This is a genomic window from Pseudoalteromonas sp. P1-13-1a, from assembly GCF_001401875.1.
In the GTDB taxonomy this organism is placed as follows: domain Bacteria; phylum Pseudomonadota; class Gammaproteobacteria; order Enterobacterales; family Alteromonadaceae; genus Pseudoalteromonas.
This window is the reverse complement of sequence record NZ_LKDV01000002.1, coordinates 77,450-99,295: the sequence shown is the minus strand read 5'-3', so window position 1 is coordinate 99,295 and position 21,846 is coordinate 77,450. Positions and strand designations below refer to the sequence as shown.

The following is a 21,846-nucleotide window of genomic DNA, read 5'->3' as shown; positions in this document are numbered from 1 at the left end:
GATCAATTTTAAGGCTAGAAAACGTGTTGATAGCTAGGAGAAAAATCGCTATTTAGTTGTGCTCGGCAATTGCTTCTGCATTGCTCTCCCTTCTGTATCCATGCAGTCGTAAATGAGGGTATTTAAACGCAGGTAGCGACATATTTAGCCCCGCAAAGTGATAGAGTATTGGTAAAAAAAAAGCGCTCAGTGAGCGCTTGAAGGGAAGTGAAAAGGTTAACCTATAGTGCAAATTGCTGGTTTAGTGCCAGCGTGTCGTATTGCATTACTTCGTGGGTTATTTGGCTATCTGTAATGCTAATAACGCTGAGTATTTGCTGACGTACGCGTACGTTTTTAGCATTAAAGCTGCCATCAAGGGTCCAGCATACGGTGGCTTTGTTTTGCGTGCTGTCATACTCAACGGTTTCTAGCTGGGCATAACGCCTACTTAGCGATTGCGTAAAATCTAAATGGCAATCCAGCAGTGCACAGATTGGTTGTGGCTCTGTATTACCTGCAAGAATGGCTGTAGCGCTTGGAGTATATAGGGTATTAAAGTGAGCCAGGTTGTTGGTTTGCCAAATTTGCCACCAGTTATCTAAAGTACGAGCAATGTGAGAGGGTAGCTCGCAGATAGCACTGGGTGTTGCATGAAAGGTCGTGGGGTGTAGCTGATTATCTAAATCGCTAACAATAATAGGGTCACTTTTTGGTAATTTAGGAATAACCGAGCTGTTATTTATTGTTGTATTTACATACTCATTATTAGCCAGCGACAGCGTATCCACCACGCACTTTATTGTTTTTATAAAGGTGTTGTTATGTCTAATTACAAACGTTAAGCGCACCGGGTTTTTAAGCTTTTTAGGCTGTAAAACCAGCTGTAAGGTTTCACGTTCTGCACCTACACTATGTGTGTGCGATACACACTCAGACACCCCATATTGAGCTAAAAAGCTAAGCCATAAAGGCTGTGCCTGCAAAGCCCCCATGGCTGTAAAGTGGTGCTGTTGCCAGCGGCTGCTGCGAAGCAATTTGCTGCTTAGTGTTTCAATGTCGGCTTTAGTGTATAAATCTATAATCGCGTTGATCATGCATTTTCCTCCAGCTGTGCTTTGTTGACTAATGCATGTGCTTTAAATAAGTTTGCATAAAGTGCTACTTCATCAAAAACGGTGATTTCTTCGATGATTTTTTTGTTTTTAATGCGTAAATGCGATGCGCCTAAAATAAAGTAAGGCTGCTGTTTAAGCTCACTTAGCTCGCTATTTTGCGGATTAAAATGCCCAGCAAGTGACCAGCGTATCGCTACATCTGTTGTGGTTTCGTCAAATGGAGTAATGGCTATATGATCGATTGTTAATTTGGCATCGGGGCAGGTGGCAAAAAATTGTATAAATACCCCGTTTATTTGTGCAAGTCCGGTGGCCATTCTGCCACTAGGCCATTGCTGCGATGCCGTTAAGCTGTAAAACTCGTGCACTTTAGCAAACTGCTTTTGGTTAAATAATGTATCTAGCCAATGGTGAGCAAATGCAGCCAATTCGCCTTCTAAAATGGGCGTACTTGCTACGCGGTGATCTATTGCTACTACACGGTTAAATTCATCATTTAGCCACTGTGTGTGCTTATCTTTACTGGGAATGTTTGCCATGTGTTTGGCTACATTAATAATGTTTAAGCCAAGCTGTTTAACTAAAAAGCCGTTGTCGCGCACAAGCCACTCTTTAACTATTTTATTTTCAAAGCATACGCAGTCGGCTATGGTTGTAACGCGGCCGGTTTTATTCGTTGCAGGGCCAAACTCTGAGTTACCTGTGTTGGTCATTACACTACTAATTAAGTGTGACGAATAATAATGCTCGTTCGCTTCTTCTGAAAACACCACGTTTTCGCCAATTAGGCTTCTGTCGGGGAAGGCCGCAATGGTTTTAAGGGTGCCTTGAATAACATCTTCTATGTTTTCGCCATAGGCACCAAGGGTAAAAACAGGGCATATATCGGCGTAATAGCGATAGCATAAGCCAATGTTTTTTTGCTCCCATATACGGTGTGTTATACGCAAAATATAATCAACGATATCAACAAATTCGTCATCAAAACCGATTAAAGGCTGTTGTTTGTTACCTTGCGGGTTTAACACGCTTGATAACGGCAGCCAGTAAGGTTGGGTCATATTATTGTGTTTGTTCATGCTCACCTCTTAATTAGCTGCGGCTATTTTGCGTTGCATTTGCTCAAAAATATCAATGCCCATTCCATCTAATAAATGAGGGATATCAATAGCGACCCAGTTTTCTTTTAATATGCCGTTTTCGCAGCGCCAAAAGTCCATTACACGTGGGAACAGCTTATTGCCAGAAGGCGGTAAACCTAACCAGTCTTCACCGGTATGGGTGCCATACATGTGAGGCCAGCCGCCGGTAGCAACAAAGTTATCGTGACTTACTAAACACAGTGTTTTATTAATACCGCGATCAGGAAAGCCTTTTAAAAACGGCCCTTGATGGTGTTCTCTAAAGCCGCTAATTCCACGGGTTGTACCAATGCCTGCTGGGCCATACCAAATAAAATCTGGGTGCCAGTATTTTTCTAAATTAATGCTGTATAGGTCTTTCCCATCATAGCGGCCAAGCTCTGTGAGCATATCAACCACAAGTTGTTCGTTGGTTTTGCTAAGCGTTTCGTTTTTATCACCTGTTGGTACGCCATCAAGTGTGGTGGGGGGCATAACTAAACCTGGGTAACCTAAGCTTGGGCGTAATGGGTTTACGCCTACTTGGTTCATTACATCAATTAAATCTAAAAAGGTGTAAACATTAACTACTTGGTTGTTTTCTATTTGCGCCATTTCGCTGTAGCGAATAAATACACTTTTGCCACTGGCAGGAATACCCAATAAAGGCTGTGTAAATGTGCCGGTAAAATAACCTGTGGCACACACCCACTGCTCGCCTTTATAGTCTCCCTCAATAGAGATAAACGGTTTGCGCTCTATGTCAGGTAACGAATGTTTAAGTACGCCAAAGTAATCATTAATCACATTTTGCTTTGTGCTAATAGGCTCAAAAGGGTGGCTTACCTGCCATTGAACGGAGTCTGCAAGTAATGCTTGATTTGGCAATTCTGCAGCGCTGAAGTTCTCAAAAAGTTGTTCTAAAATATTCATTTATTTCACCTTACACAAAATATTCAAATAACATGAGAGAGGCAAAGCTCAGTACAAAAAAGCCAAGTAACCAGTAATTGATTGAGTCAAACTTACCCGGAATTAAGTACCAGCCGTTTTCTTTTTCTGGACGTTTTTGATCTTTAAATGCTTTTAACTGACCTTTAATGGTGTATTCGTTGTAATCCTCTTGATAGCCATCAAATGCAATACTTAACGCAATGCTAAATACAAGGCAGGTTATTGCCCCTATGGCGCAGTACCATGGCCATGCAATGTCGGTAAATAGTGCGCACACAGCAACGGTAATAAACGACACTAAAGTACCTATTAGTAAGCCTTTTTCGGTGGTGTGCTTTGAGAAAAACCCAAGCGCAAACATGCCAAGTTGTGCACCCACAAAGTACGAGCCTACTTTAGTGAGTATTTCTAAAATTGAGCCTTCGCTGTATAGGTGATACATAATGGCCGGAATAATAATGATCACCGCCCAACCTAGCGTAAATAAGCGAGTAACATTTAAATAGTGAGCGTCGTTTTTTTCTGGGGCAAAGTACTTTTTATAAAAATCGATAGTACTTATGGTCGAAAGTGAATTAAGCGCAGAATCGAGGCTCGACATTGAAGCGGCCATTACCGCAGCAGCAATAATACCCATTAATCCTGGTAGGCCATAGTCGGCTGCAAATTGTAAAATAATTAAGTTGTCGTTTTCAAAAGTACGCCCGCCGTAGTAGCTATAAAACAGCACGCCCATAAATATAAAGAACAAGTAAATAAAGAACGCGATAAAGCCCATTAGTAAGTAGGATTTTTTAGCATCGCCAATATTTTTAGCTGCGAGCGTGCGTTGCACCATCATTTGGTTAGTGCCATAGACAGTAATGTGGTACAGCGACATAGCCAACACGCCAGACCACACGGTAGTCACTTGGGTAAAGTCGAGCGAAAAATTGAGCGGATCTAACTTACCTTGGGTTTTTAGCTCGCTCAGTGTTGCGCTAAACGAGCCATCCATTGAAGTAATAAGCGCATACATAATAATACCTGCCCCTATAAACAAGATGCCTGACTGAATGACATCGGTCCATATAACGGCGGTTATGCCACCTAGCATGGTATAAATGAGGGCAATTATAGTGACCAAAAATATGGCGGTTATAACGTTTATATCAACAATAAAAGCCAGTACGAGTGAGGTGGCGTAAAGCACCGCGGCTGAACCCATGGTTTGCGAAATTAACCAAATGGTAGAGATAAGTAAGCGGGCTTTTTTACCAAATCGGCGCTCTTGGTATTCGTAAATAGAGGCCACTCCAGCATTGTAAAAAAACGGAAAAAACAAACACACCACCGCCACTATAACCAGCGGGTAGTTTAGGTGTATGGCAATAACCGAAAGTCCCTCTTTGTAAGACCACGCTGGAGCACCTAAAAAAGTGAGCGCACTGACGTAAGTAGCAACAACCGATATACCAATAGCCCACCACGGTGTTGTTTTTCGACCTATATAAAAGTCGTTAGCGCTACTGATCTTTTTACTAATTACAAACCCAAGAATTAGGTTGGCAATTATGTACCCGATGAGAATGCTCCAATTCAACAATCCAAAATCATTCATAATTAATCCTGTTAGATTAGGTTTACGGGCTTGAGAGCCTATTTGTATTTTTTATTTTGAATCATCATGAATCACTTTGACTTCGAAGTCAATTCTCATTAGTATTATTTTAAATCAATTTATAACTTACCATTCACAGGCTTTTAATTACTCTTTAAATGCAATACATTTTGTTAAAGTGTGCTTAACGGCGGTTTGAAGATACTAATTTGACTGCGCAAACAATGAGGAATAATCATGGCAGATATACTTAAAGATAAACAACTAGTTCGTCAATTTCATACTGCATTAGAAAAAGCACAGGGCAATAACTTACAAGCCGTATTTAAAGAGTTTATGGCTAATGAATATAGCTTTAAAGGGGTGCACCCTTTTAATGAACTTGAGTGTACTAATGATGTAATTGCACAAGTTTGGCAGCCATTATTTAGCTCGTTTAGTGCGCTGCAACGCCGTGAGGATATTTTTATTGCAGGGCAAAGCGAGGCCGACGGCGGTCAGTGGGTGATGAGTATGGGCCATTTTATGGGCTTATTTGATAAAGACTGGCTAGGTATTGCGCCAACCCATAAGCTTGCCACTTTGCGTTATGCTGAGTTTAACTGCATTAAAGGCGGAAAAATAATTCAGACCGGCTTTTTTGTCGATATTATTGGCCTTATGATGCAAGTGGGGCTAAACCCGCTGCCGCTCTCTACTGGGCAATATTTTACGTATCCCGGGCCGCGTACGCACGATGGTATTCGTTTAGGTAAAAGTAGCGATGAGCAAAGCGAAAAAACGATGGCGCTGGTAAATCAAATGATTGATAACCTAACCGCGCTTAACAAAAGTGGGGTTGATACGTGCCCGCCCGAAGTGCTTGGTAAAACCTGGGATGAAAACATGGTGTGGTATGGCCCTGCTGGCATTGGCGCTACTTACACAATTAAGCGTTATCAGCAGCAGCACATGTATCCGTTTAGAGAAGGGCTAACGGGTAAAGTGTTTAACGGCCATATTTGCCGGTTTGCAGAAGACGAATTTGCCTGCTTTTTTGGCTGGCCTAACTTAACTAACACGGCCATTGGGGGCTTTTTAGGCCTACCGGGTGCTAATACCCCAGCAGATATGCGCGTGGTTGATGTGTATCACCGCGAGGGCGATAAATTAGTAGAAAACTGGGTCATTATTGATATTCCTTATTGGTTAAAACAACAAGGCCTAGATATTTTAAAGCGCACGCAAAGTATTGCAAACCCTGGCGCCTAGCCTAATTTAGCTACAAAAAAAAGCTCTGTTTAACAGAGCCTTTTTTGTTTATACGGCTTTAATTGCTAGGGCGCAAAGTTTAAATAGCGGGCTTTGCTAAGCTCTTTCATGCGGGCGAGTACATCTACCCCAATTTGATGGTACACATCAAGAATATCTATCAGCACCCAGTTTTCGCGAATTAAGTTATTCTCGGCGCGCCAAAAGTCGAGACTACGCATGGTTATTTGCTGATTTGCAGGCGCAATACCTAACCAACCATCATTACTAATAGTCATGCTCATACCCGGCCACGCGGTAAAGCCAACATAGTTTCCATCGGCAAATAAATAGCCTTTACTTGTATCACCTACACGGTTTGGGAGGGCATTTAAAAACGGAATTTGATGCCAGTTTCTAAACCCTTTTATACCTCGTGCAGTGCCTATGGTACTTGGCCCATACCAGCTACAGTGCGGGTGCCAAAATTGCTCCAGCTTCATAGCCTCTATACCGCCTTTGACATAAAAACCTAAATGCTCGCACATGTCGCCCACCAATTTTAAGCTTTGTGCTGAGTGCTCTTCATTGTATTCGTTTGTGATTAATCCATCTTGCGTTGCAGGGCCTGGTACATGCCACTCTTTACCTAAGCTCACCGAAAGCGGCCATACTTTAGCTTGCATCATTACTTCGGGAATATCCCAAATAGCTTGTACTTCTACCACTTTGTTATTTTTAATACGGTAAAATTCATGAAAACGCATGCTAACTTGGTGCCCAGTAGGGGGGATATCAAGCCATGGCTTTTCAAACGAACCGGTATAATAACCGCAACAACCTACCCAGTCTGAGTCGTTAATTGAGCTACCTGCCATAACAATTGTATCGCGGCGCTCTAATCCTACAAATGCCTCGCTAAGTGGTAAATAAACTTGCTCAATAAGTGCATTAGGGTTGACAAGTGTTTCAAACGGGTAACATAGCTGCACGAGCGCATCATCGGCAAATACGCTGTTAATTTGTGTTTGTAGGGCTTTTTGATCAAAGTTATAAAGTGCTTCTCTAAACCCTTGTAGTAAGTTTTTGTTTTTATTATGTAAGCTCATTATTTTAACGCTCCCATTGCACTATCGAACTCGTTACGCAATTGCTTTGCGCCACTTAATAAAAAGCTATGATCAGAGCCTAATAAGTAAAAACTTACCCCTAATGATTGCCAGTGGTTTAGCTCACTTAAGTTACCCACAAACATGCCACAGCATTTATTATATTTAGCCGCTGCCTTGGCTATTTTAGTGACTGCCTCTATGACAATTGGAGCGCTTGGATTGGTTTCGCCAAGGGAAATAGTTAAATCCATACGGCCTATAAAAATGCAGTCAATTTCATCTATTTGGCACAGTTGCTCGATATTATCCAATGCATCGGCATCTTCTATTTGTGCAATAATGCAGGTTGATGACTTATTGCTTGCTAGGTTATCGGTTAAGGCATGGGTTGTGTAACCTGCAAAGCGGCTTGAACCGGCATAGCCTCGGCCGTTATTGCCATAAAAGCAGTTTTTAATAATTGCTTTTGCTTGTTTAGGTGTTTTTATATGTGGGAGTACAAGGCCATCTGCGCCTATATCTAAGCTGCTTAGTAACGTGGCGTGGTCGGTATTACTAACACGTATAAGTGTGGGCATATTTTTAGTACGCGCTGCCATTATGCAGCTATCTAAATCGCCTCTATCAAACGGCGCATGTTCTGCATCAAGGCACAGAACGTCAAGATTAGTGTGGGCTAATACTTCCGTATTGTGATAATGCGTGCTTTTAATAAAGGTACCTAGCAGTAGCTGTTTTGCATTTAACTTTTGCTTTAAATTCATGATAAAGACTCCAACCAGTCTAATAAAATTGCGTTTACCGTATTACTTCGTTCAAGTGGGGCAAAATGGGCGCAATGACCAAGTAGTATAAGGTCACTATTAGGCGCTGCTTCATGCATGGTTTGCTGAATATTTACTGGGCATAGTGGGTCATGCTCGCCCCCAATAATGAGTAGCTTTTTAGTACTTTGTTTTATTACATTTAATGTATCATCGCGGGTGCCAAGGGCGCTCAATTGGGCGCTAAAGACATTAATACCAAGATCATTTGCCATGCTAAGTATTGTGTCTTCATAGGCTTTATGTGTTTGGTAAAAGTAGTGAGGTAAAAAGTCGCGTTTAAGCAGGGCTTCTAAACTTGTGCTTTTGGCATGTTCAATTTGTTTGAGCCTAATTGCAGGGCGCTCAGGTTTATCGGCTAAATAATTGCTCGATATCAAACACAAGGAGGTAACAAGCTCAGGGTGTGATTTTAACAGTGCTAGCGCAACAATTCCGCCCATTGAAAAACCAATAAATGGGCCGGGCTCTTGCGCTATTTTTTTGCAAAGCGCTACCATTTGCAAAATGCTAGATTGCTCTGTAAAAGGAATAACACATGGTGTAAATCCTGCATTTTGCAGTGCGTTAATTTGCGCTGCAAACATGCGGTGATTACATAGCGTACCAGGTAAAATATAAACAGGATTTTTGGCCACAAAAATTCCTTAATTTAACGTTTTTTAATAGAGTTCCCTTCAATTAATGAACCAGTAAACACTCGCACCTCTGCAGCCGCTTGTGGGTTTTCAATGCGCTCCATTAAAATATCAACAGCGGCTTTGGTAAGCTGTTTCATAGGCTGTTGTACTGTGGTTATTTGATAGTTGTACCATGAAGAGGCATTAATACCATCAAATCCTACAACTGATATGTCGTCGGGCACTTTAATGCAAAAGTTTTCTTTTAGTTCATCAATTACGCCAATAGCCATTGCGTCATTACTGCATATTATGGCATCGGGCTTAGGGTGTTTTTTTAACCATTTTTTAAGTGCATCACGTGCTGATTTATACCCATAATCACCATAAATAACAGGGGTATTTTGTACGCCCAGAGTGTGTAAATAATTCTCGGCTATTTCTCTGCGCTCGTTTGCAACATCCGAGTCGGTAGGGCCTGAAAGAATTAAATACGATTTATGGTTAGCTTGGTGTAATAAATCGATTAACTGTTTAATGCCTTTGTCGTGATTACAGCAAACGGTGTTTGCATTTGACTCCGGCACATGGCGGTTATAAAGCACTATAGGTGTACTGTGTTTAGCAAATAAGTTTAAGCTTTTACTATCAAAGTGAGCGGCTAGGGCTATTACACCATCAACTTGGAATGTCCAAATGTTTTCGAGTAACTCGTCTAGCTCGTCTGCGTTATCAAGCGTAAAGAGCAGCACACGTTTATTGTTCAGTGCCAGCTCTCTATTTAGCTCAGAAAGCACCTCTGGGTAATTCAGGTTTGCTTGCGATGACAAAATAACCGCAACCATCCCCGACTGTTTGGTGATCAACATACGGGCAATAGCATTAGGGCGATAGCCCATTTCATTGGCCGTTGCGATTACTTTTTCACGGGTTTTTTTAGAGACACTAAAACCAGGTCTAAAAACACGTGATACCGCTGACTGCGATACGCCCGCCTCACGGGCAACATCGTATGAGGTGACTCTTTTTTGCTTCAAGGTTTATTTCCTATATCGTCTTACACGAATGTCTGCTTGTTCTTTGTGGCCTGCGAACCCTTCAGCAGCACATAATCGTGAACAATACTCACCAACAACAACCGAGGCTTGCTCTGTTACTTGCTGAAAAGTACATGTTTTTATGAATTTACCTACCCATAGTCCACCAGTATAACGCGCAGCTTTACCTGTGGGTAGTGTATGGTTTGTACCAATACACTTGTCACCATAAGATACGTTAGTTTGTGGGCCTAAAAATAAAGCGCCAAAATTTTGCATGTTTTCTTTAAAGTAATCGGTATTGCTGGTCATTACTTGTACGTGTTCAAACGCTAAGTCGTTGGCTACTTGTAACATTTCTTCGTAAGTGTCACACACTATCACCTCGCCGTGATCTTGCCACGCTACGCCTGCAATATCAGCTGTCGGTAAAATAGTAAGCTGCCTTTGCACCTCAGCCATTGTATCTTTTGCTAATTGCTCTGAGTTGGTAAGTAAAATAGCAGGAGAGGTAGGGCCATGCTCTGCTTGACCAAGTAAATCAGCTGCACATAGTTCCCCATCTACGCTGTCATCAGCAATAACAAGCGTTTCGGTAGGCCCTGCAAATAAATCTATACCAACGCGACCAAATAGCTGGCGTTTTGCTTCGGCAACAAACGCATTACCCGGGCCTACGATCATATCTACTGGCGCAATAGTTTGTGTACCAATTGCCATTGCCGCTACCGCTTGCACGCCGCCTAAACAATAAATTTCATCGGCGCCTGCCATATCCATAGCCACTACGATCTCAGGTGATGGCTTGCCATTAAACGGCGGAGCCATGGCTATTACGCGTTTAACACCCGCTACTTTAGCGGTTAATACGCTCATGTGCGCAGAGGCTAATAGCGGGTATTTACCACCTGGCACATAACAGCCCACGCTATCCATAGCGATATGTTTATGGCCAAGGGTTACGCCAGGTAGGGTTTCTACCTCTACGTCTTTCATTGAGTCACGTTGTATTTGTGCAAAATTACGTACTTGGCTTTGTGCCCATTTAATATCGTTGATTAATTGATCATCAAGTTGTGTATAGCAGGCTTTAATTTCGTCTTCTGAAAGTTTGAAAGACTCCGGAGTCCAGTTGTCGAACTTTTCAGAGTATTCACGAATGGCTGCGTCACCTTCGGTTTCAACATGCGCTAAAATATTTTCCACAATATCTCTTACTGATTGATTTTGTTTTTGTTTTGAGTCAATTGGTTGACCCTTTTTTAAATGCTTTATCATTGCTAATGTCCTTAGTGAGTCGTTGTTATATACACATTTGATGAGACGTATTGGTTAAATAATGTCTTGCATCTAACTGCACTCTAATTAATAATGACTTCGAATGCAATATAGAATTTAGGTGAGCAAATGGGATTTGATAAAACGCTTTTAGTGGGTAAAACCATTTTGGTGACTGGTGCAGGCAAAGGTATTGGTAAAGCGTGCGTAGAAAAATGCGTAGATGCAGGGGCTCAGGTTATTGCAGTAGCACGTACCCTCAGTGATTTACAAACACTACAGCAATACGCGCCTTCGCAAATAGAAATTTGGTCGCTAGATATTAATAGCGATGCTTTTTTTGAGCGTTTAAAGGCGCTAAAAACACTCGATGGGCTGTTAAATAACGCCGGTATTAATCGGGTTGCGCCAATGCTTGAGCAAACAGATGAGAATATTGACGATGTGATTGCGATGAATATTCGCAGCGTTTATAAAATTAGCCAAGCGGCACTGCCTGCGCTAATAAATTCTGGCACTGGTGCAGTAGTTAATATGTCGTCGCAAATGGGGTTTGTTGGTTCACCTAAACGCACTTTGTATTGCATGAGCAAACATGCGGTAGAGGGATTGAGCAAAGCAATGGCGGTTGAACTTGCCGATAAAAATGTGCGCGTGAACACCGTAGCCCCTACCTTTGTGGAAACCCCAATGACCAAACCTATGCTAGAAGATGCGACATTTAAACAGTTTGTTTACGACATGATTCCACTGAAAAAAATTGCTCAAACCGATGATATTGCCAATGCTTGTGTGTTTTTACTAAGCGGCCTTTCGGCAATGATCACCGGTACAAGTATTAAAATTGATGGCGGTTGGACCGCTCAGTAATTAGTTTAGGAGAGAGTAATGAGTTTATTTAAAGAGCGCTTAGTAAGATACGATGATTTAATTGCGTGTAAAAACGCCTTTATAGACACGCGCTCGCCGGGGAGTGATCAAAAAGAGAATTTTACAATTATTGGCCCAGGTGTTGCCGAAAACCCAAATCAACATGTGCATATTTCTATTCCTCATGGGTTTAATATTGGTGGTGCGCGCCAACCTGCAGGGTGTTTAAATTCGCAGCATAGCCATTTAACTGAAGAAATTTTTGTAGTTCACAGTGGTACGTGGGCTTTTTATACTGGTGTTGACGCTAAAGATGCCAAAGTGATTTTAAATGAAGGCGATATTATTTCGATCCCGATGGATATATTTAGAGGGTTTGAAAATGTTGGCGATGGCGTAGGCTATTTATATGCGGTACTTGGAAGTGATAACCCTGGTAGGGTACTTTGGGCTCCGCAAGTATTTGACATGGCAAAAGAATACGGACTAATTTTGCTAGAAAATGGCAGCTTAATAGATACCACGTTAAATGAAACAATTCCCGATGGCGTTAAGCCCATGGCAGTTACCAGTCAAGAGCAAATAGCGCAGCACCGAGTAATAACCGATGAAGAGCTGGCACAAACTGTGGTTAAAGCCAGCAACTTTAACTGGAATAAACGCTCGTACCTTAGCCAGTTCGACGGCGTATATGAAGCGCCATTAGTCGGTAATTTAAACGCCAAAACATGTATTCAAACACAGTTAAATTGGCCTCATGGTTTTAATATTTCTGCGTTAAAGTTACAACCTGATGCACAAGTTGCGCCCCATATTCGTTTTGAAGAAGAGGTTATATTTGTTCATCAAGGAAGCGTAACAATAGACTTAGGTGATGAAGTATTAACGCTTAACCAAGGTGATACTTTTTCAGTGCCCATTGAGCAAGTAAGAGCCTATAGCAATAATAGCCAAACCGACTGTGTGCTTTATATAACGCGCCGCCACGATATGCCAAAAGACCCACACTTTATTTAAATTTTAATGCCATAAATTATTTAAGGCACTTAGCTTGTTTTAGCTAAGTGCCTTTTTCGTGGTAAAAAACCAGTCACTAGCATAGTACCCATAATAACAAATAATGCGCCGAGTAATGTATTTGGCCCAATTTGCTCATCTAAAATTACATGCCCCCAAAAAATGCCAAATAGTGGAATTAAAAACGTGACCGTTAAAGCTGAGGTTGGGCCTATATCGTCAATAAGTTTAAAAAATAAAATATAAGCAAGTGCGGTACACACCACGCCAAGGGCTAACACGCCAAGCATAACGTCGGTACTAGGTACTTCGCGAATAGGCATAAAAAGTATAAGGGGTAGTACTATAAAACTGGCTGCCCACATAGAGCCGTGTGCGTTATCGAACGGTGCAAGCTTAGGGGCATTTTTTGTATAATGTGATGCAATGGCATAACACAGAGAGGCGCTTAGCGCTGCTGCAATCGCAATAAGTGAATGAGTATTTAATACAAGATGATTTTGCCCAACTAAAATTGCCACGCCTATTAAACCAAGCATCAAACCTAAAACCATACTTTTAGTCGGTTTGATTTTACTCCAAATAATACCTACCACTGCGCCCCAAATAGGGGTTGTTGAATTTAAAATCGATAAAGTAGAGGCGCTAATAGTTTGCGCTGCGTATGCAAAAAGTAAAAAGGGAAGGGCAGAATTAAGCGCACCAATTATAAAAAAGTGCTTGGTGTGCTTAGTAAACGCCAAGTGGCGTTTTAAATACAGCGCCACTATAAAAAGGGTGAGTGCGGCAAAGCCGACTCTAAATTCTATTAACACCGCTGGGCCTAGGCTATTTGCCGCCATTCGCATAAATAAAAATGAGGCGCCCCAAATTGCAGCCAGAAAAAATAACCGAAGTAAACTTGCTAAGCTCATGATAGTATTTTAATTATACAAATTAATTTATAGAGTAACAGGCTTGGCAATAACTGTAAGCCAGATTCGGTACTCGCATATAAAAATAATAAAAAAGGAATAGTCATGAGCCGGTATTTACTGATCACAGCAATAATGGGAGTGGGTTTATTAAGTGGTTGTGGGTCTACGCCTGTTAATTTATACGATGACACCACCATGAAAAAACATGAGTACAACGGCATAAAAGCATATAAAAAAGGAGATTTTAAACAAGCTTTTATGTACCTAAAAGACCCTGCAGCGCTTGGTTATAAAAGTGCGCAATACACATTGTCGTTTATGTTTTTAAAAGGGCAGTACTTAACACAATCCACTAACATGGGGATGGGGTGGCTAGGGGTTGCAAAAGAGGCTGGAGTTGAAAGTTGGCAGGCGCAATACAATACGTTTTATAACGCGGCTACTTCGGCGCAACAGCAACAAATAGACGAAACCGTTGCGTTGTACATAAGCCAGTATGGTAGTAAAGCACAAAAAATGACGTGCCGTCGCTCGACTACCCCAAGACGCACGTTTGGCGAAATTAAAATAGACTGTAACAAACACGAGGGCACTGTGACTAAATACGATGTGCAAACAAAAGAGTAATGCTAAGCTGTAGCTTGTTTTTGCTCAAAGTCACTTTTTACAATTTCGAGTGCTTTTAACACATCCTCTGGAGCAACCTCGTGCTGCTCCAGCAGCATAATTAAATCCACCGCAAGTTTTACATGTGTAGGGGCGTTATCAAGTGGGCTGGTCATTTAAGTCTTTCTTTTTTGAAATTTGAGTAATGGCTACATCAATAGCGGTTTGTACGCGCTCTTCCATGTGAATACGTTCACTTTGCGGTAAATAAAATGCCATATCTACATCGTAGCGAATATAGCGAGGGGGAAGTTGATTGAGCACCGTACAACAAAAATCGGCCATTACATCTTCACTGTAAACTTTATCTAGTTTACGTTTAATGATCTCTTCAACCACAATTTTTTCGTAAAAGTTATGTATGTCGTCGTGCAGTCGCATCGTGCTAGCGCCTTTTATGGGGTCCGTTTATTTGAGTGTATACTAAGCACTAAAATAAATCGATAGCCGCTTTAAATAGTTGTTTATGCACATTTATTAACGACTCTACGTTGCGTTGATAGCCCCCACCAAGCGCGCACATAACAGGTAAATTGTTCTCTTTACAAAAATTGAGTATAAAGTGATCGCGCTTGTAAACACCTCCAAGGGATACATTAAATAGACCAAGCTCGTCTTTTTTGTAAATATCAGCCCCTGCGTTATATAAAATAATATCGGGGTTATGAATACGCACGCAAAATTCGAGAGCTTGTTGTACCGTTGTTAAGTATTCGGTGTCTGAGGTGTTGGCAGGCAGAGCGAAGTCGTAATCGGATTGCTGCTTTAAGCGCGGAAAATTTTGCTCACAATGAATAGAGCAAGTAATAATAGCGTTATTATGTTGCGTAATTTGAGCCGTGCCATCGCCTTGGTGTACATCACAATCAAATATTAATACGGTATCGACTTGGTTTGTGTTGATTAAATGCGCGCCAGCCACAGCTAAATCGTTAAAAATACAAAAGCCGCTGCCGTAATCACTATATGCATGATGATAGCCTCCACTTAAATTAGCGCAAAAGCCATGTTTTAGGGCGTATTCGCTGCCTTGAATACTTGCCCCAACTGAAAGCAGCGTACGCTCTACTAATTCGCGTGAATACGGGAAACCCATTTTTTTAATTGCTTTATTACTGAGCGTGGCGTTTAAAAAATCATTTATGTAGTCTTGGCTATGGCACAGTGCGAGCTGCTCGGGCGTTGCTTTGGTTGGTGTATTAAACTGTGTAGTACCAAAGCCTAAGCGTTCTATTTCTGCTTTTAGCATTTGGTATTTTTGAATAGGAAAACGGTGGCGCTCAGGAAGCGTTAAAGCACTGTAGAGCGGGTGGTAAAAAAGCGGCATTAGCGTAATTGTTGTTTTTCGACTTGTTGAATTTTATCTTCGGTGGCCGAAATTGCTTTACGGCAACGCCCTAAACGCGCATGCGTGGTTAAAATTTCCATATTAAGCTTTTGTGCTTGCGCTGGGGTAGCCTTTTCCATTTGTAGTTTGCGCTCTTCAATCATTAACACTAAGCGTCGTTCAAACTCGTGGTTTTGTTTAAGCTCGTCGTATAGCTCATGCGATGATTGCATAATTTTTTTTACGGCTTGCTTATAAACCGTATTTTTTGGCCTTGGTTTATACTGGCTTTTGTTTTCTTTTGCCCAAATAGGAGTCGATTTAATAACATTAAATACAGCGTGTACTTGATTACCTATACGCTCAAGTGCATAAGCATAAGCATGGCGGTGTTCACTGGGTGGTAAGCTGGTAATTTCGTCTTCAATTTCTGTTACGTAGTCAGTTAAGTTCATGCTTTTAGTACTAAATACGCCGCGGTCAAATAAACTATGCTGCGCCTGCATATAGCGGTTTTTAGAAAACAACTTTGCGCTATCAAATTGCTCAGCTTGTTGTTTAAGCGTAGCAACTTGTTGGCGTAATTTATCTAACGCGTGTATTTGCATTTACAAATAAGCCTCGTAAATCAGTTTTAATGCTAGCAGTATAACCATAGTGTTAAAAACAGGGCGAATAAACTTACCGCCAAAGCGAATGGCTGAGTGAGCGCCAATCCAAGCACCTAACATTATAAAAAAGCCCATGATTAGGCCTAATAAAAAGTTTACATGACCAAGTGCCACAAAGGTAATAAGCGATATAAAATTAGATACAAAGTTCATTGAACGGGCTAATCCACAGTTAAGCAGCAAGCTCATTTTATAAAATAAACTATTAGATGCGGTCCAAAAAGTACCTGCGCCTGGGCCTGCTACCCCATCAAAAAAACCTAATGCCAAACCCTGCAACCACTGCTTTAGTTTAAGTATTGGGGTTACTTTTGGTAAATCATCGCCCTGTGTGGTACTTAAACTACCAAATAAGCTATAGCACGCCACCATAATTATAATGATAGGTAAAAGCTTATTTAAAAACTCAATACTTAAATGGTCAACAATTAATGTCCCAATAACAGCGCCTATGGCGGTAGCAATAATGGAATTTGCCCAAAATTTAGGGCTAAAGAGATTTTTTTTATAATACGTGTAGCTGGCCGTTAATGAGCCAAAGCTTGCCGCAAGTTTGTTTGTGCCTAGCGTTACATGCGGTGGCAAGCCTGCGGTGAGTAGTGCGGGTACGGTAAGTAACCCACCGCCGCCGGCAATTGCATCAATAAAGCCAGCAGCAAGGGCCGCGGCACATAAAACTGCCAGTGTTGTGGGATCTAGTGCAAGTTCAAACATTAATAATCTATTTGTCTTTTAAAAGGTGGTAAGGTGTCGAGCATGGCTTTGCCGTAGCGCTTGGTAACTAAGCGTCTATCGAGAATGGTTATACGGCCTTCATCGCTCTCTTTTCGCAGCAGTCTACCACAGCTTTGTACCAATTTCTTTGCTGCATCGGGCACGGTGATAGACAAAAACGGGTTACCGCCTTTACTTTGTACAAATTCGGCTTGGGCTTCTTCTATTGGTGATGTAGGTACGGCAAACGGTATTTTTGTAATTATTAAGTTTTCTAAATATTTACCAGGTAAATCAAGCCCTTCTGAGAGGCTTTGCGTACCAAACAAAATACTACCTTTACCACTATCAATATTTTGAGTGTGCTTTTTTAATAATGCCTCTCGCGACATTTCGCCCTGCACTAATAAGTTAAAACCTTTTGTTCTAAGAAACTTAGCCACATGGTCCATTTGCCAATACGATGCAAACAACACTAAATTAGCTTTTTTTGTGTTTAAGTACTCAGGCAAGGTTTGCGCTATATGATCGCTAAAGGCTTTGTCGGTTGGCTCAATTTTACTTACCGGAATACGCAAGGTTGCTTGTTTAGGGTAATCAAAAGGAGAGGGGACCTTAATAAACTTAACACCTTCTTCTTTTGCTAAGCCACTTTCATAAGCAAAATGATCAAACGAACCGAGAGCACTTAAAGTAGCAGAACACAAAACTGCACCGGCGCATTCATTCCATAGTTTGTCTTTTAAGTAGTAGCCAACTTCGATAGGACAATCACTTAATAGGTGATCGTGATGGTTTTTATATTCTAAACGCTTTATCCACCTAGCGTGGGGTGTGCCTTCGCCTTTATTTGCATAGCTATACCACAGCTTATTTAATTGCTCTAAGCGGTTTATGTAGTGTCCGCTTTCGGCCAAAACAGGGTCGGCAACGTAGGGTTTTATATCGCCATCGCTTACATCTTGCGTGAGGGTATCGTGCATTTTATTTAAACAACGCAGTGCATCTAGGGTGGCATCACTTATATCTTTAGCTTTGTTGTGCAATGATTTTGGTATTTCGCCATGCTCAAAACGGTATGTGTCGTCTTTTGAATATTCAAAGTCGGCATTATCAAGAATATCACGCACTACTTTTAAGTCTTTATTAGCATCGTTAATGCTATCGCATAGCTTAAAGTTTTGCCCAATGGCTTTTTGCCCCACTAGTACCTTAGACATTTTGCCGCTAAATTTGGTGAGCTTATCGAGCCAATCAATAGTGCCTTTAATAGTGGCCGCTGCCGATGAAAAGTCGCGGGTAATATGCGCAAGGTGGTGCGCTTCATCTATTACATAAATAGTATTATCGGGCTCGGGTAAAATTTTACCACCCCCTAAATCCAAATCAGCGAGTAATAACGAATGATTAATTACAAGTACATCCATTTGCATAAGCTGATTACGAGCAAGCTGAAATGGACAAGTTTGGTGGGCTTTCATTTGGCGTTGGCATGCGTGTTTATCGCAGGCGATTAAGTTCCATACCCTATCGGGGATGGTGTCGGCCCAGCTATCTCTGTCACCTTGCCATTGTTTATTTACATATGCATCGTAAAGACCTTTTAAGCACTTTGTTTCCATATCACTTAGTGGCGAGGTAAGTGTGGGCATAAACTCCATTTGCGTTTGGCTATCGCCATTAACTGCGTTATGTAGTTTATGGGCACATATATAGCGCTGCCTGCCTTTTACTAGGTCAAACTTAAAGTCGAGCCCAGAATGCTTTTTAAAAAAAGGCAGCTCTTTTGCTATTAATTGCTCTTGCAGTGCCACGGTAGCCGAAGAAATAACTAGCTTCTTTTTTTGTGCAAGGGCAAGCGGTAGTGCGCCTAAACAATAGGCAAGTGATTTACCTGTACCTGTGCCTGCTTCAATTACACAAATGCGCTGCTTTTTATGGTATTCGCCAGCCAGTGTTTTTGCTATTTCGGCAACTAGGTAGTTTTGGCTACTACGCGGGCGGTAATCAATGAGGTTATTAGCCACATGCTGGTGTACTTGCCTAATGGTTTTTTTTAGTTGGTCAGAAAGCATGGGGAGATAAACCTAAAATATGTATATAATTACAGTGTAGGAATTTTAGAGTTATAACCGTGTAACTACAAGCAACGATGAAATTAATTTAGTAAATTAATGCGGCGATTTTTTAAGTTTATAAATTACTCCCTATTGTGGTCTGTTTATATTTTGAGATTGAACAATTATCAACCCTTAATGTTTATAGGCCCTAAAGTAGAAAAACAAAATATAAGTAAGGTTTATTGATAGTGTATTTAACTTCTGGCTTTGTACTTTCTGCACAAGCGCACGATAGCGCTCAGGGTTTACAATATGAAATTTGGTTTGCTACCGATAATGGACCTATAAAAACAATTTCTGAGAATGAAACCGCGCTATTTTTTATAAAAAAGTCAGATGAAAAAGCAGCTCAAGCTATTTTATCTGCCGAATCACTGAACTTTTTAATCAAACCTCTTTCACTTAAAAACTTTCAGCAGCAAGTAATGTGTGGCTGTTACTTTTACTCGCTCAAACACTTTTATAGTGCGAGCAAAGCGTTAAAAAGTCGCGGTATTACACTTTATGAAGATGATATAAGGCCCATTGAGCGCTATTTAATGGAACGCTTTATTAAAGGTGGAGCGTGGGTTACGGGTAAACGAGTAGATCATGCGCATTACATTGAAATTTTAGATGCTAAATTAAAAGCTAACGCAGACTATACACCTACACTTTCTAAGTTATCACTTGATATAGAGTGTAATGAAAGTGGAGTGCTGTTTTCTGTTGGCTTAGTAGGCTGTGGTTTAGACTGCGTGATTATGATTGGCGAACCTGAGTATCATGATCCAAACATTGGTTATACTATTATATGGTGCGAAGACGAGGTTGCTCTATTGCATCAGCTTGTAACACTTATTAAGCAATGCGACCCAGATATTATTATTGGGTGGAATGTTATTGAGTTTGATTTTGCAGTTATTTATGAGCGCTCTGTGGCACTTGGAGTAAAACTATTACTAGGAAGAGGAAACCTTCCTTTATATGTTCGAAAAGGGCATTTTACACGGGTGTCTATTCCTGGGCGCTGCGTAATAGATGGCATTGATACCTTAAAAAATGCCACTTATAGCTTCGAGACCTTCTCACTTGCCAATGTTTCAAAAGAGATTTTAGGTGAATCTAAATTAATCGAGTCCAGTAACGGCTTACAAGAGATTATTCGTCAATTTAATGAAGATAAGCTCGCGCTCGCTAACTACAACCGCCAAGACTGCATACTTGTTAATAAAATTTTCGATAAGCTAAAGCTTCTCGATTTTGCAGTTATTCGCACACAGCTAACCGGCCTTGAGCTCGAAAAGCGTGGCGGCTCAGTGGCGGCTTTTGTAAACATGTATTTGCCTTTACTACATAGAAGCGGTTATGTAGCCCCCAATATGGGCGATCATGGGCTGACTTTTGAAAGTCCAGGTGGTTATGTTATGGAGTCGGTACCGGGGCTGTATAAAAATGTCATCGTGCTTGATTTTAAAAGCCTGTACCCCAGTATTATGCAAACCTTTCATATAGACCCGCTTGGCCTGATAGAAGGGATTGAAAACCCTGAAAATAGTATTGAAGGTTTTAATAGCGCACAGTTTTCTCGAGAGCAGCACCACTTACCCAAGCTTATAAAAAGCCTAGCACTCCAGCGTCAACGAGCTAAAGATAATCACGATTTAATGCTATCCCAAGCCATTAAAATAATAATGAACAGCTTATATGGTGTATTAGGATCACAAGGCTGTCGTTTTTATGACCCTAGACTCTCAAGTTCTATTACTTTACGTGGCCATGAAATAATGCAGCAAACTAAAAAGTGGATTGAAGAGCAAGGTTATAGCGTTATTTACGGCGATACCGATTCGACCTTTGTAAAATTAACGGATGATTTAAGTGTTGAAGTGTGTAATAAAATAGGTAAACAGTTAGCTAAACACATAAACACGTTGTGGCAGCAACACATACACGCTAAATATAATTTAACTAGCCATTTAGAAATAGAGTTTGAATCGCTTTACAGCCCGTTCTTTTTACCCACCATAAGAGGTAAAAGTGTGGGGTCTAAAAAGCGCTATGTAGGTCAGTTGATAAAGCCGGAAGAATCAAAATTGGTTTTTAAAGGCTTAGAAACCGTAAGAAGTGACTGGACTAAACTGGCTCAACAGTTCCAATTTGACTTATTTACCCTCCTTTTTAATCAACCTGAGCAAATTAGTGACCTTGTAAACGATTACATTAGTAAACTTTTACGTGGCGAATTTGATCATTTGCTGGTTTTTAAAAAACGTTTAGGTCAAAACTTAACCGATTATCAAAAAAATATCCCACCCCATGTACAAGCAGTAAAAAAGTTTCAGAAACAAAATAGTGAATTTACGCCAAAAAGAGGTGAATTTGTTACATTCGTTTACACAACCCACGGTGTTGAGCTGTATCAGGGGCTGCATAGCTATGACTACCCATTGTATATAGATAAACAGATTGTACCTTTATTAGAAATGGTTGCACAGTTTGTTAACGTTAACGTAAACAATTTTGAGCTAAAACAGTTCGAATTGTTCTAACTTGTACCCATTAATGCATTTTTTGATTACATAATCCACGTTTTAGCTCTATTTTTGTACAGTAATTCTTCATTTAAGCTAAAAACCAATAAAAACCCCTTTTTTAATTAATATTTGGTTAACAGTAGTTGGCTTTTAGA

The 21,846-nt window shown here is 40.9% G+C and carries 21 protein-coding genes; 5 read left to right on the top strand and 16 right to left on the bottom strand.

Annotated features, from left to right (window positions below):
- Positions 1-221: 221 nt before the first annotated feature.
- Genes AN391_RS02545 through AN391_RS02530 form a run of 4 tightly spaced genes read right to left on the bottom strand, consistent with a single transcriptional unit; the run spans position 222 to position 4,772 of the window.
- Positions 222-1,076, bottom strand: coding sequence for a hypothetical protein (locus AN391_RS02545; protein WP_055013940.1), 855 nt, complete (start codon positions 1,074-1,076; stop codon positions 222-224).
- The gene (locus AN391_RS02540) at positions 1,073-2,176 is read right to left on the bottom strand and encodes an ester cyclase (protein WP_055013939.1); all 1,104 of its coding nucleotides are present in this window, start codon (positions 2,174-2,176) and stop codon (positions 1,073-1,075) included. Before AN391_RS02540 ends, AN391_RS02545 begins: the two co-directional genes overlap by 4 nt.
- Before the next feature lie 9 nt (positions 2,177-2,185).
- Positions 2,186-3,151: an ester cyclase gene (locus AN391_RS02535; protein WP_055013938.1), complete on the bottom strand. Its 966-nt coding sequence runs from the start codon at positions 3,149-3,151 to the stop codon at positions 2,186-2,188.
- A gap of 10 nt (positions 3,152-3,161) precedes the next feature.
- Complete coding sequence (locus AN391_RS02530) at positions 3,162-4,772, bottom strand: sodium:solute symporter family transporter (protein WP_055013937.1); 1,611 nt, start codon at positions 4,770-4,772, stop codon at positions 3,162-3,164.
- 237 nt (positions 4,773-5,009) lie between these two features.
- On the opposite strand from AN391_RS02530, the gene AN391_RS02525 reads away from it, so the two are divergent.
- Positions 5,010-6,023: a polyketide cyclase gene (locus AN391_RS02525; protein WP_055013936.1), complete on the top strand. Its 1,014-nt coding sequence runs from the start codon at positions 5,010-5,012 to the stop codon at positions 6,021-6,023.
- Between the two features lie 65 nt (positions 6,024-6,088).
- Here the strand turns inward: AN391_RS02525 and AN391_RS02520 are convergent, their stop codons facing one another.
- From AN391_RS02520 to hisD, 5 genes are read right to left on the bottom strand one after another with little or no spacing between them, the layout of a single operon-like run.
- A complete protein-coding gene (locus tag AN391_RS02520; protein ID WP_055013935.1) occupies positions 6,089-7,111 on the bottom strand; it encodes an ester cyclase in 1,023 nt (340 codons plus the stop codon).
- A complete protein-coding gene (locus AN391_RS02515; RefSeq protein WP_055013934.1) occupies positions 7,111-7,878 on the bottom strand; it encodes an HpcH/HpaI aldolase/citrate lyase family protein in 768 nt (255 codons plus the stop codon). The genes AN391_RS02520 and AN391_RS02515 overlap by 1 nt, the downstream gene beginning before the upstream one ends.
- Complete coding sequence (locus AN391_RS02510) at positions 7,875-8,576, bottom strand: alpha/beta fold hydrolase (RefSeq protein WP_055013933.1); 702 nt, start codon at positions 8,574-8,576, stop codon at positions 7,875-7,877. Before AN391_RS02510 ends, AN391_RS02515 begins: the two co-directional genes overlap by 4 nt.
- Before the next feature lie 14 nt (positions 8,577-8,590).
- Positions 8,591-9,595, bottom strand: a complete 1,005-nt coding sequence (locus tag AN391_RS02505) for a LacI family DNA-binding transcriptional regulator (protein WP_055013932.1) — start codon at positions 9,593-9,595, stop codon at positions 8,591-8,593.
- 3 nt (positions 9,596-9,598) lie between these two features.
- Entirely contained in the window at positions 9,599-10,873 is a 1,275-nt protein-coding gene (gene hisD / locus AN391_RS02500) for a histidinol dehydrogenase (RefSeq protein WP_055013931.1), read from the bottom strand.
- A 129-nt stretch (positions 10,874-11,002) separates the two neighbouring features.
- Between hisD and AN391_RS02495 the strand changes: the two genes are divergently transcribed.
- Complete coding sequence (locus AN391_RS02495; protein WP_055013930.1) at positions 11,003-11,743, top strand: SDR family NAD(P)-dependent oxidoreductase; 741 nt, start codon at positions 11,003-11,005, stop codon at positions 11,741-11,743.
- Positions 11,744-11,761: 18 nt separating this feature from the next.
- A complete protein-coding gene (locus tag AN391_RS02490) occupies positions 11,762-12,760 on the top strand; it encodes a cupin domain-containing protein (RefSeq protein WP_055013929.1) in 999 nt (332 codons plus the stop codon).
- A gap of 29 nt (positions 12,761-12,789) precedes the next feature.
- On the opposite strand, the gene AN391_RS02485 is transcribed toward AN391_RS02490, so the two are convergent.
- Positions 12,790-13,674: a DMT family transporter gene (locus tag AN391_RS02485; protein ID WP_055013928.1), complete on the bottom strand. Its 885-nt coding sequence runs from the start codon at positions 13,672-13,674 to the stop codon at positions 12,790-12,792.
- Positions 13,675-13,779: 105 nt separating this feature from the next.
- Between AN391_RS02485 and AN391_RS02480 the strand changes: the two genes are divergently transcribed.
- Entirely contained in the window at positions 13,780-14,304 is a 525-nt protein-coding gene (locus AN391_RS02480; RefSeq protein WP_055013927.1) for a hypothetical protein, read from the top strand.
- Positions 14,305-14,306: 2 nt separating this feature from the next.
- On the opposite strand, the gene rsmS is transcribed toward AN391_RS02480, so the two are convergent.
- Genes rsmS through dinG form a run of 6 tightly spaced genes read right to left on the bottom strand, consistent with a single transcriptional unit; the run spans position 14,307 to position 19,130 of the window.
- Complete coding sequence (gene rsmS / locus AN391_RS20320) at positions 14,307-14,459, bottom strand: pleiotropic regulatory protein RsmS (protein WP_024033713.1); 153 nt, start codon at positions 14,457-14,459, stop codon at positions 14,307-14,309.
- A complete protein-coding gene (locus AN391_RS02475) occupies positions 14,443-14,724 on the bottom strand; it encodes a late competence development ComFB family protein (RefSeq protein ID WP_055013926.1) in 282 nt (93 codons plus the stop codon). The genes rsmS and AN391_RS02475 overlap by 17 nt, the downstream gene beginning before the upstream one ends.
- 49 nt (positions 14,725-14,773) lie before the next feature.
- Positions 14,774-15,670, bottom strand: a complete 897-nt coding sequence (locus AN391_RS02470; protein ID WP_055013925.1) for a histone deacetylase — start codon at positions 15,668-15,670, stop codon at positions 14,774-14,776.
- Entirely contained in the window at positions 15,670-16,278 is a 609-nt protein-coding gene (locus AN391_RS02465; RefSeq protein WP_055013924.1) for a primosomal replication protein, read from the bottom strand. Before AN391_RS02465 ends, AN391_RS02470 begins: the two co-directional genes overlap by 1 nt.
- Positions 16,279-17,055: a TSUP family transporter gene (locus tag AN391_RS02460; RefSeq protein WP_055013923.1), complete on the bottom strand. Its 777-nt coding sequence runs from the start codon at positions 17,053-17,055 to the stop codon at positions 16,279-16,281. It abuts the gene before it with no gap.
- Positions 17,055-19,130 carry an ATP-dependent DNA helicase DinG gene (gene dinG, locus AN391_RS02455; RefSeq protein ID WP_055013922.1) on the bottom strand — a complete coding sequence of 692 codons (2,076 nt, stop codon included), beginning with the start codon at positions 19,128-19,130 and terminating at the stop codon, positions 17,055-17,057. Before dinG ends, AN391_RS02460 begins: the two co-directional genes overlap by 1 nt.
- Before the next feature lie 233 nt (positions 19,131-19,363).
- Here dinG and AN391_RS02450 point away from each other — a divergent pair, with 233 nt between their 5' ends.
- Positions 19,364-21,706: a DNA polymerase II gene (locus AN391_RS02450; RefSeq protein WP_055013921.1), complete on the top strand. Its 2,343-nt coding sequence runs from the start codon at positions 19,364-19,366 to the stop codon at positions 21,704-21,706.
- The last annotated feature ends 140 nt before the right edge of the window (positions 21,707-21,846 follow it).

What these genes read in the sequence shown, in the direction of transcription:
- AN391_RS02545 (WP_055013940.1), bottom strand. Translation starts at nt 1,076, where the DNA reads ATGATCAACGCGATTATAGATTTATACACTAAAGCCGACATTGAAACA.
- AN391_RS02540 (WP_055013939.1), bottom strand. Translation starts at nt 2,176, where the DNA reads ATGAACAAACACAATAATATGACCCAACCTTACTGGCTGCCGTTATCA.
- AN391_RS02535 (WP_055013938.1), bottom strand. Translation starts at nt 3,151, where the DNA reads ATGAATATTTTAGAACAACTTTTTGAGAACTTCAGCGCTGCAGAATTG.
- AN391_RS02530 (WP_055013937.1), bottom strand. Translation starts at nt 4,772, where the DNA reads ATGAATGATTTTGGATTGTTGAATTGGAGCATTCTCATCGGGTACATA.
- AN391_RS02525 (WP_055013936.1), top strand. Translation starts at nt 5,010, where the DNA reads ATGGCAGATATACTTAAAGATAAACAACTAGTTCGTCAATTTCATACT.
- AN391_RS02520 (WP_055013935.1), bottom strand. Translation starts at nt 7,111, where the DNA reads ATGAGCTTACATAATAAAAACAAAAACTTACTACAAGGGTTTAGAGAA.
- AN391_RS02515 (WP_055013934.1), bottom strand. Translation starts at nt 7,878, where the DNA reads ATGAATTTAAAGCAAAAGTTAAATGCAAAACAGCTACTGCTAGGTACC.
- hisD (WP_055013931.1), bottom strand. Translation starts at nt 10,873, where the DNA reads ATGATAAAGCATTTAAAAAAGGGTCAACCAATTGACTCAAAACAAAAA.
- AN391_RS02495 (WP_055013930.1), top strand. Translation starts at nt 11,003, where the DNA reads ATGGGATTTGATAAAACGCTTTTAGTGGGTAAAACCATTTTGGTGACT.
- AN391_RS02490 (WP_055013929.1), top strand. Translation starts at nt 11,762, where the DNA reads ATGAGTTTATTTAAAGAGCGCTTAGTAAGATACGATGATTTAATTGCG.
- AN391_RS02485 (WP_055013928.1), bottom strand. Translation starts at nt 13,674, where the DNA reads ATGAGCTTAGCAAGTTTACTTCGGTTATTTTTTCTGGCTGCAATTTGG.
- AN391_RS02480 (WP_055013927.1), top strand. Translation starts at nt 13,780, where the DNA reads ATGAGCCGGTATTTACTGATCACAGCAATAATGGGAGTGGGTTTATTA.
- rsmS (WP_024033713.1), bottom strand. Translation starts at nt 14,459, where the DNA reads ATGACCAGCCCACTTGATAACGCCCCTACACATGTAAAACTTGCGGTG.
- AN391_RS02475 (WP_055013926.1), bottom strand. Translation starts at nt 14,724, where the DNA reads ATGCGACTGCACGACGACATACATAACTTTTACGAAAAAATTGTGGTT.
- AN391_RS02470 (WP_055013925.1), bottom strand. Translation starts at nt 15,670, where the DNA reads ATGCCGCTTTTTTACCACCCGCTCTACAGTGCTTTAACGCTTCCTGAG.
- AN391_RS02465 (WP_055013924.1), bottom strand. Translation starts at nt 16,278, where the DNA reads ATGCAAATACACGCGTTAGATAAATTACGCCAACAAGTTGCTACGCTT.
- AN391_RS02460 (WP_055013923.1), bottom strand. Translation starts at nt 17,055, where the DNA reads ATGTTTGAACTTGCACTAGATCCCACAACACTGGCAGTTTTATGTGCC.
- dinG (WP_055013922.1), bottom strand. Translation starts at nt 19,130, where the DNA reads ATGCTTTCTGACCAACTAAAAAAAACCATTAGGCAAGTACACCAGCAT.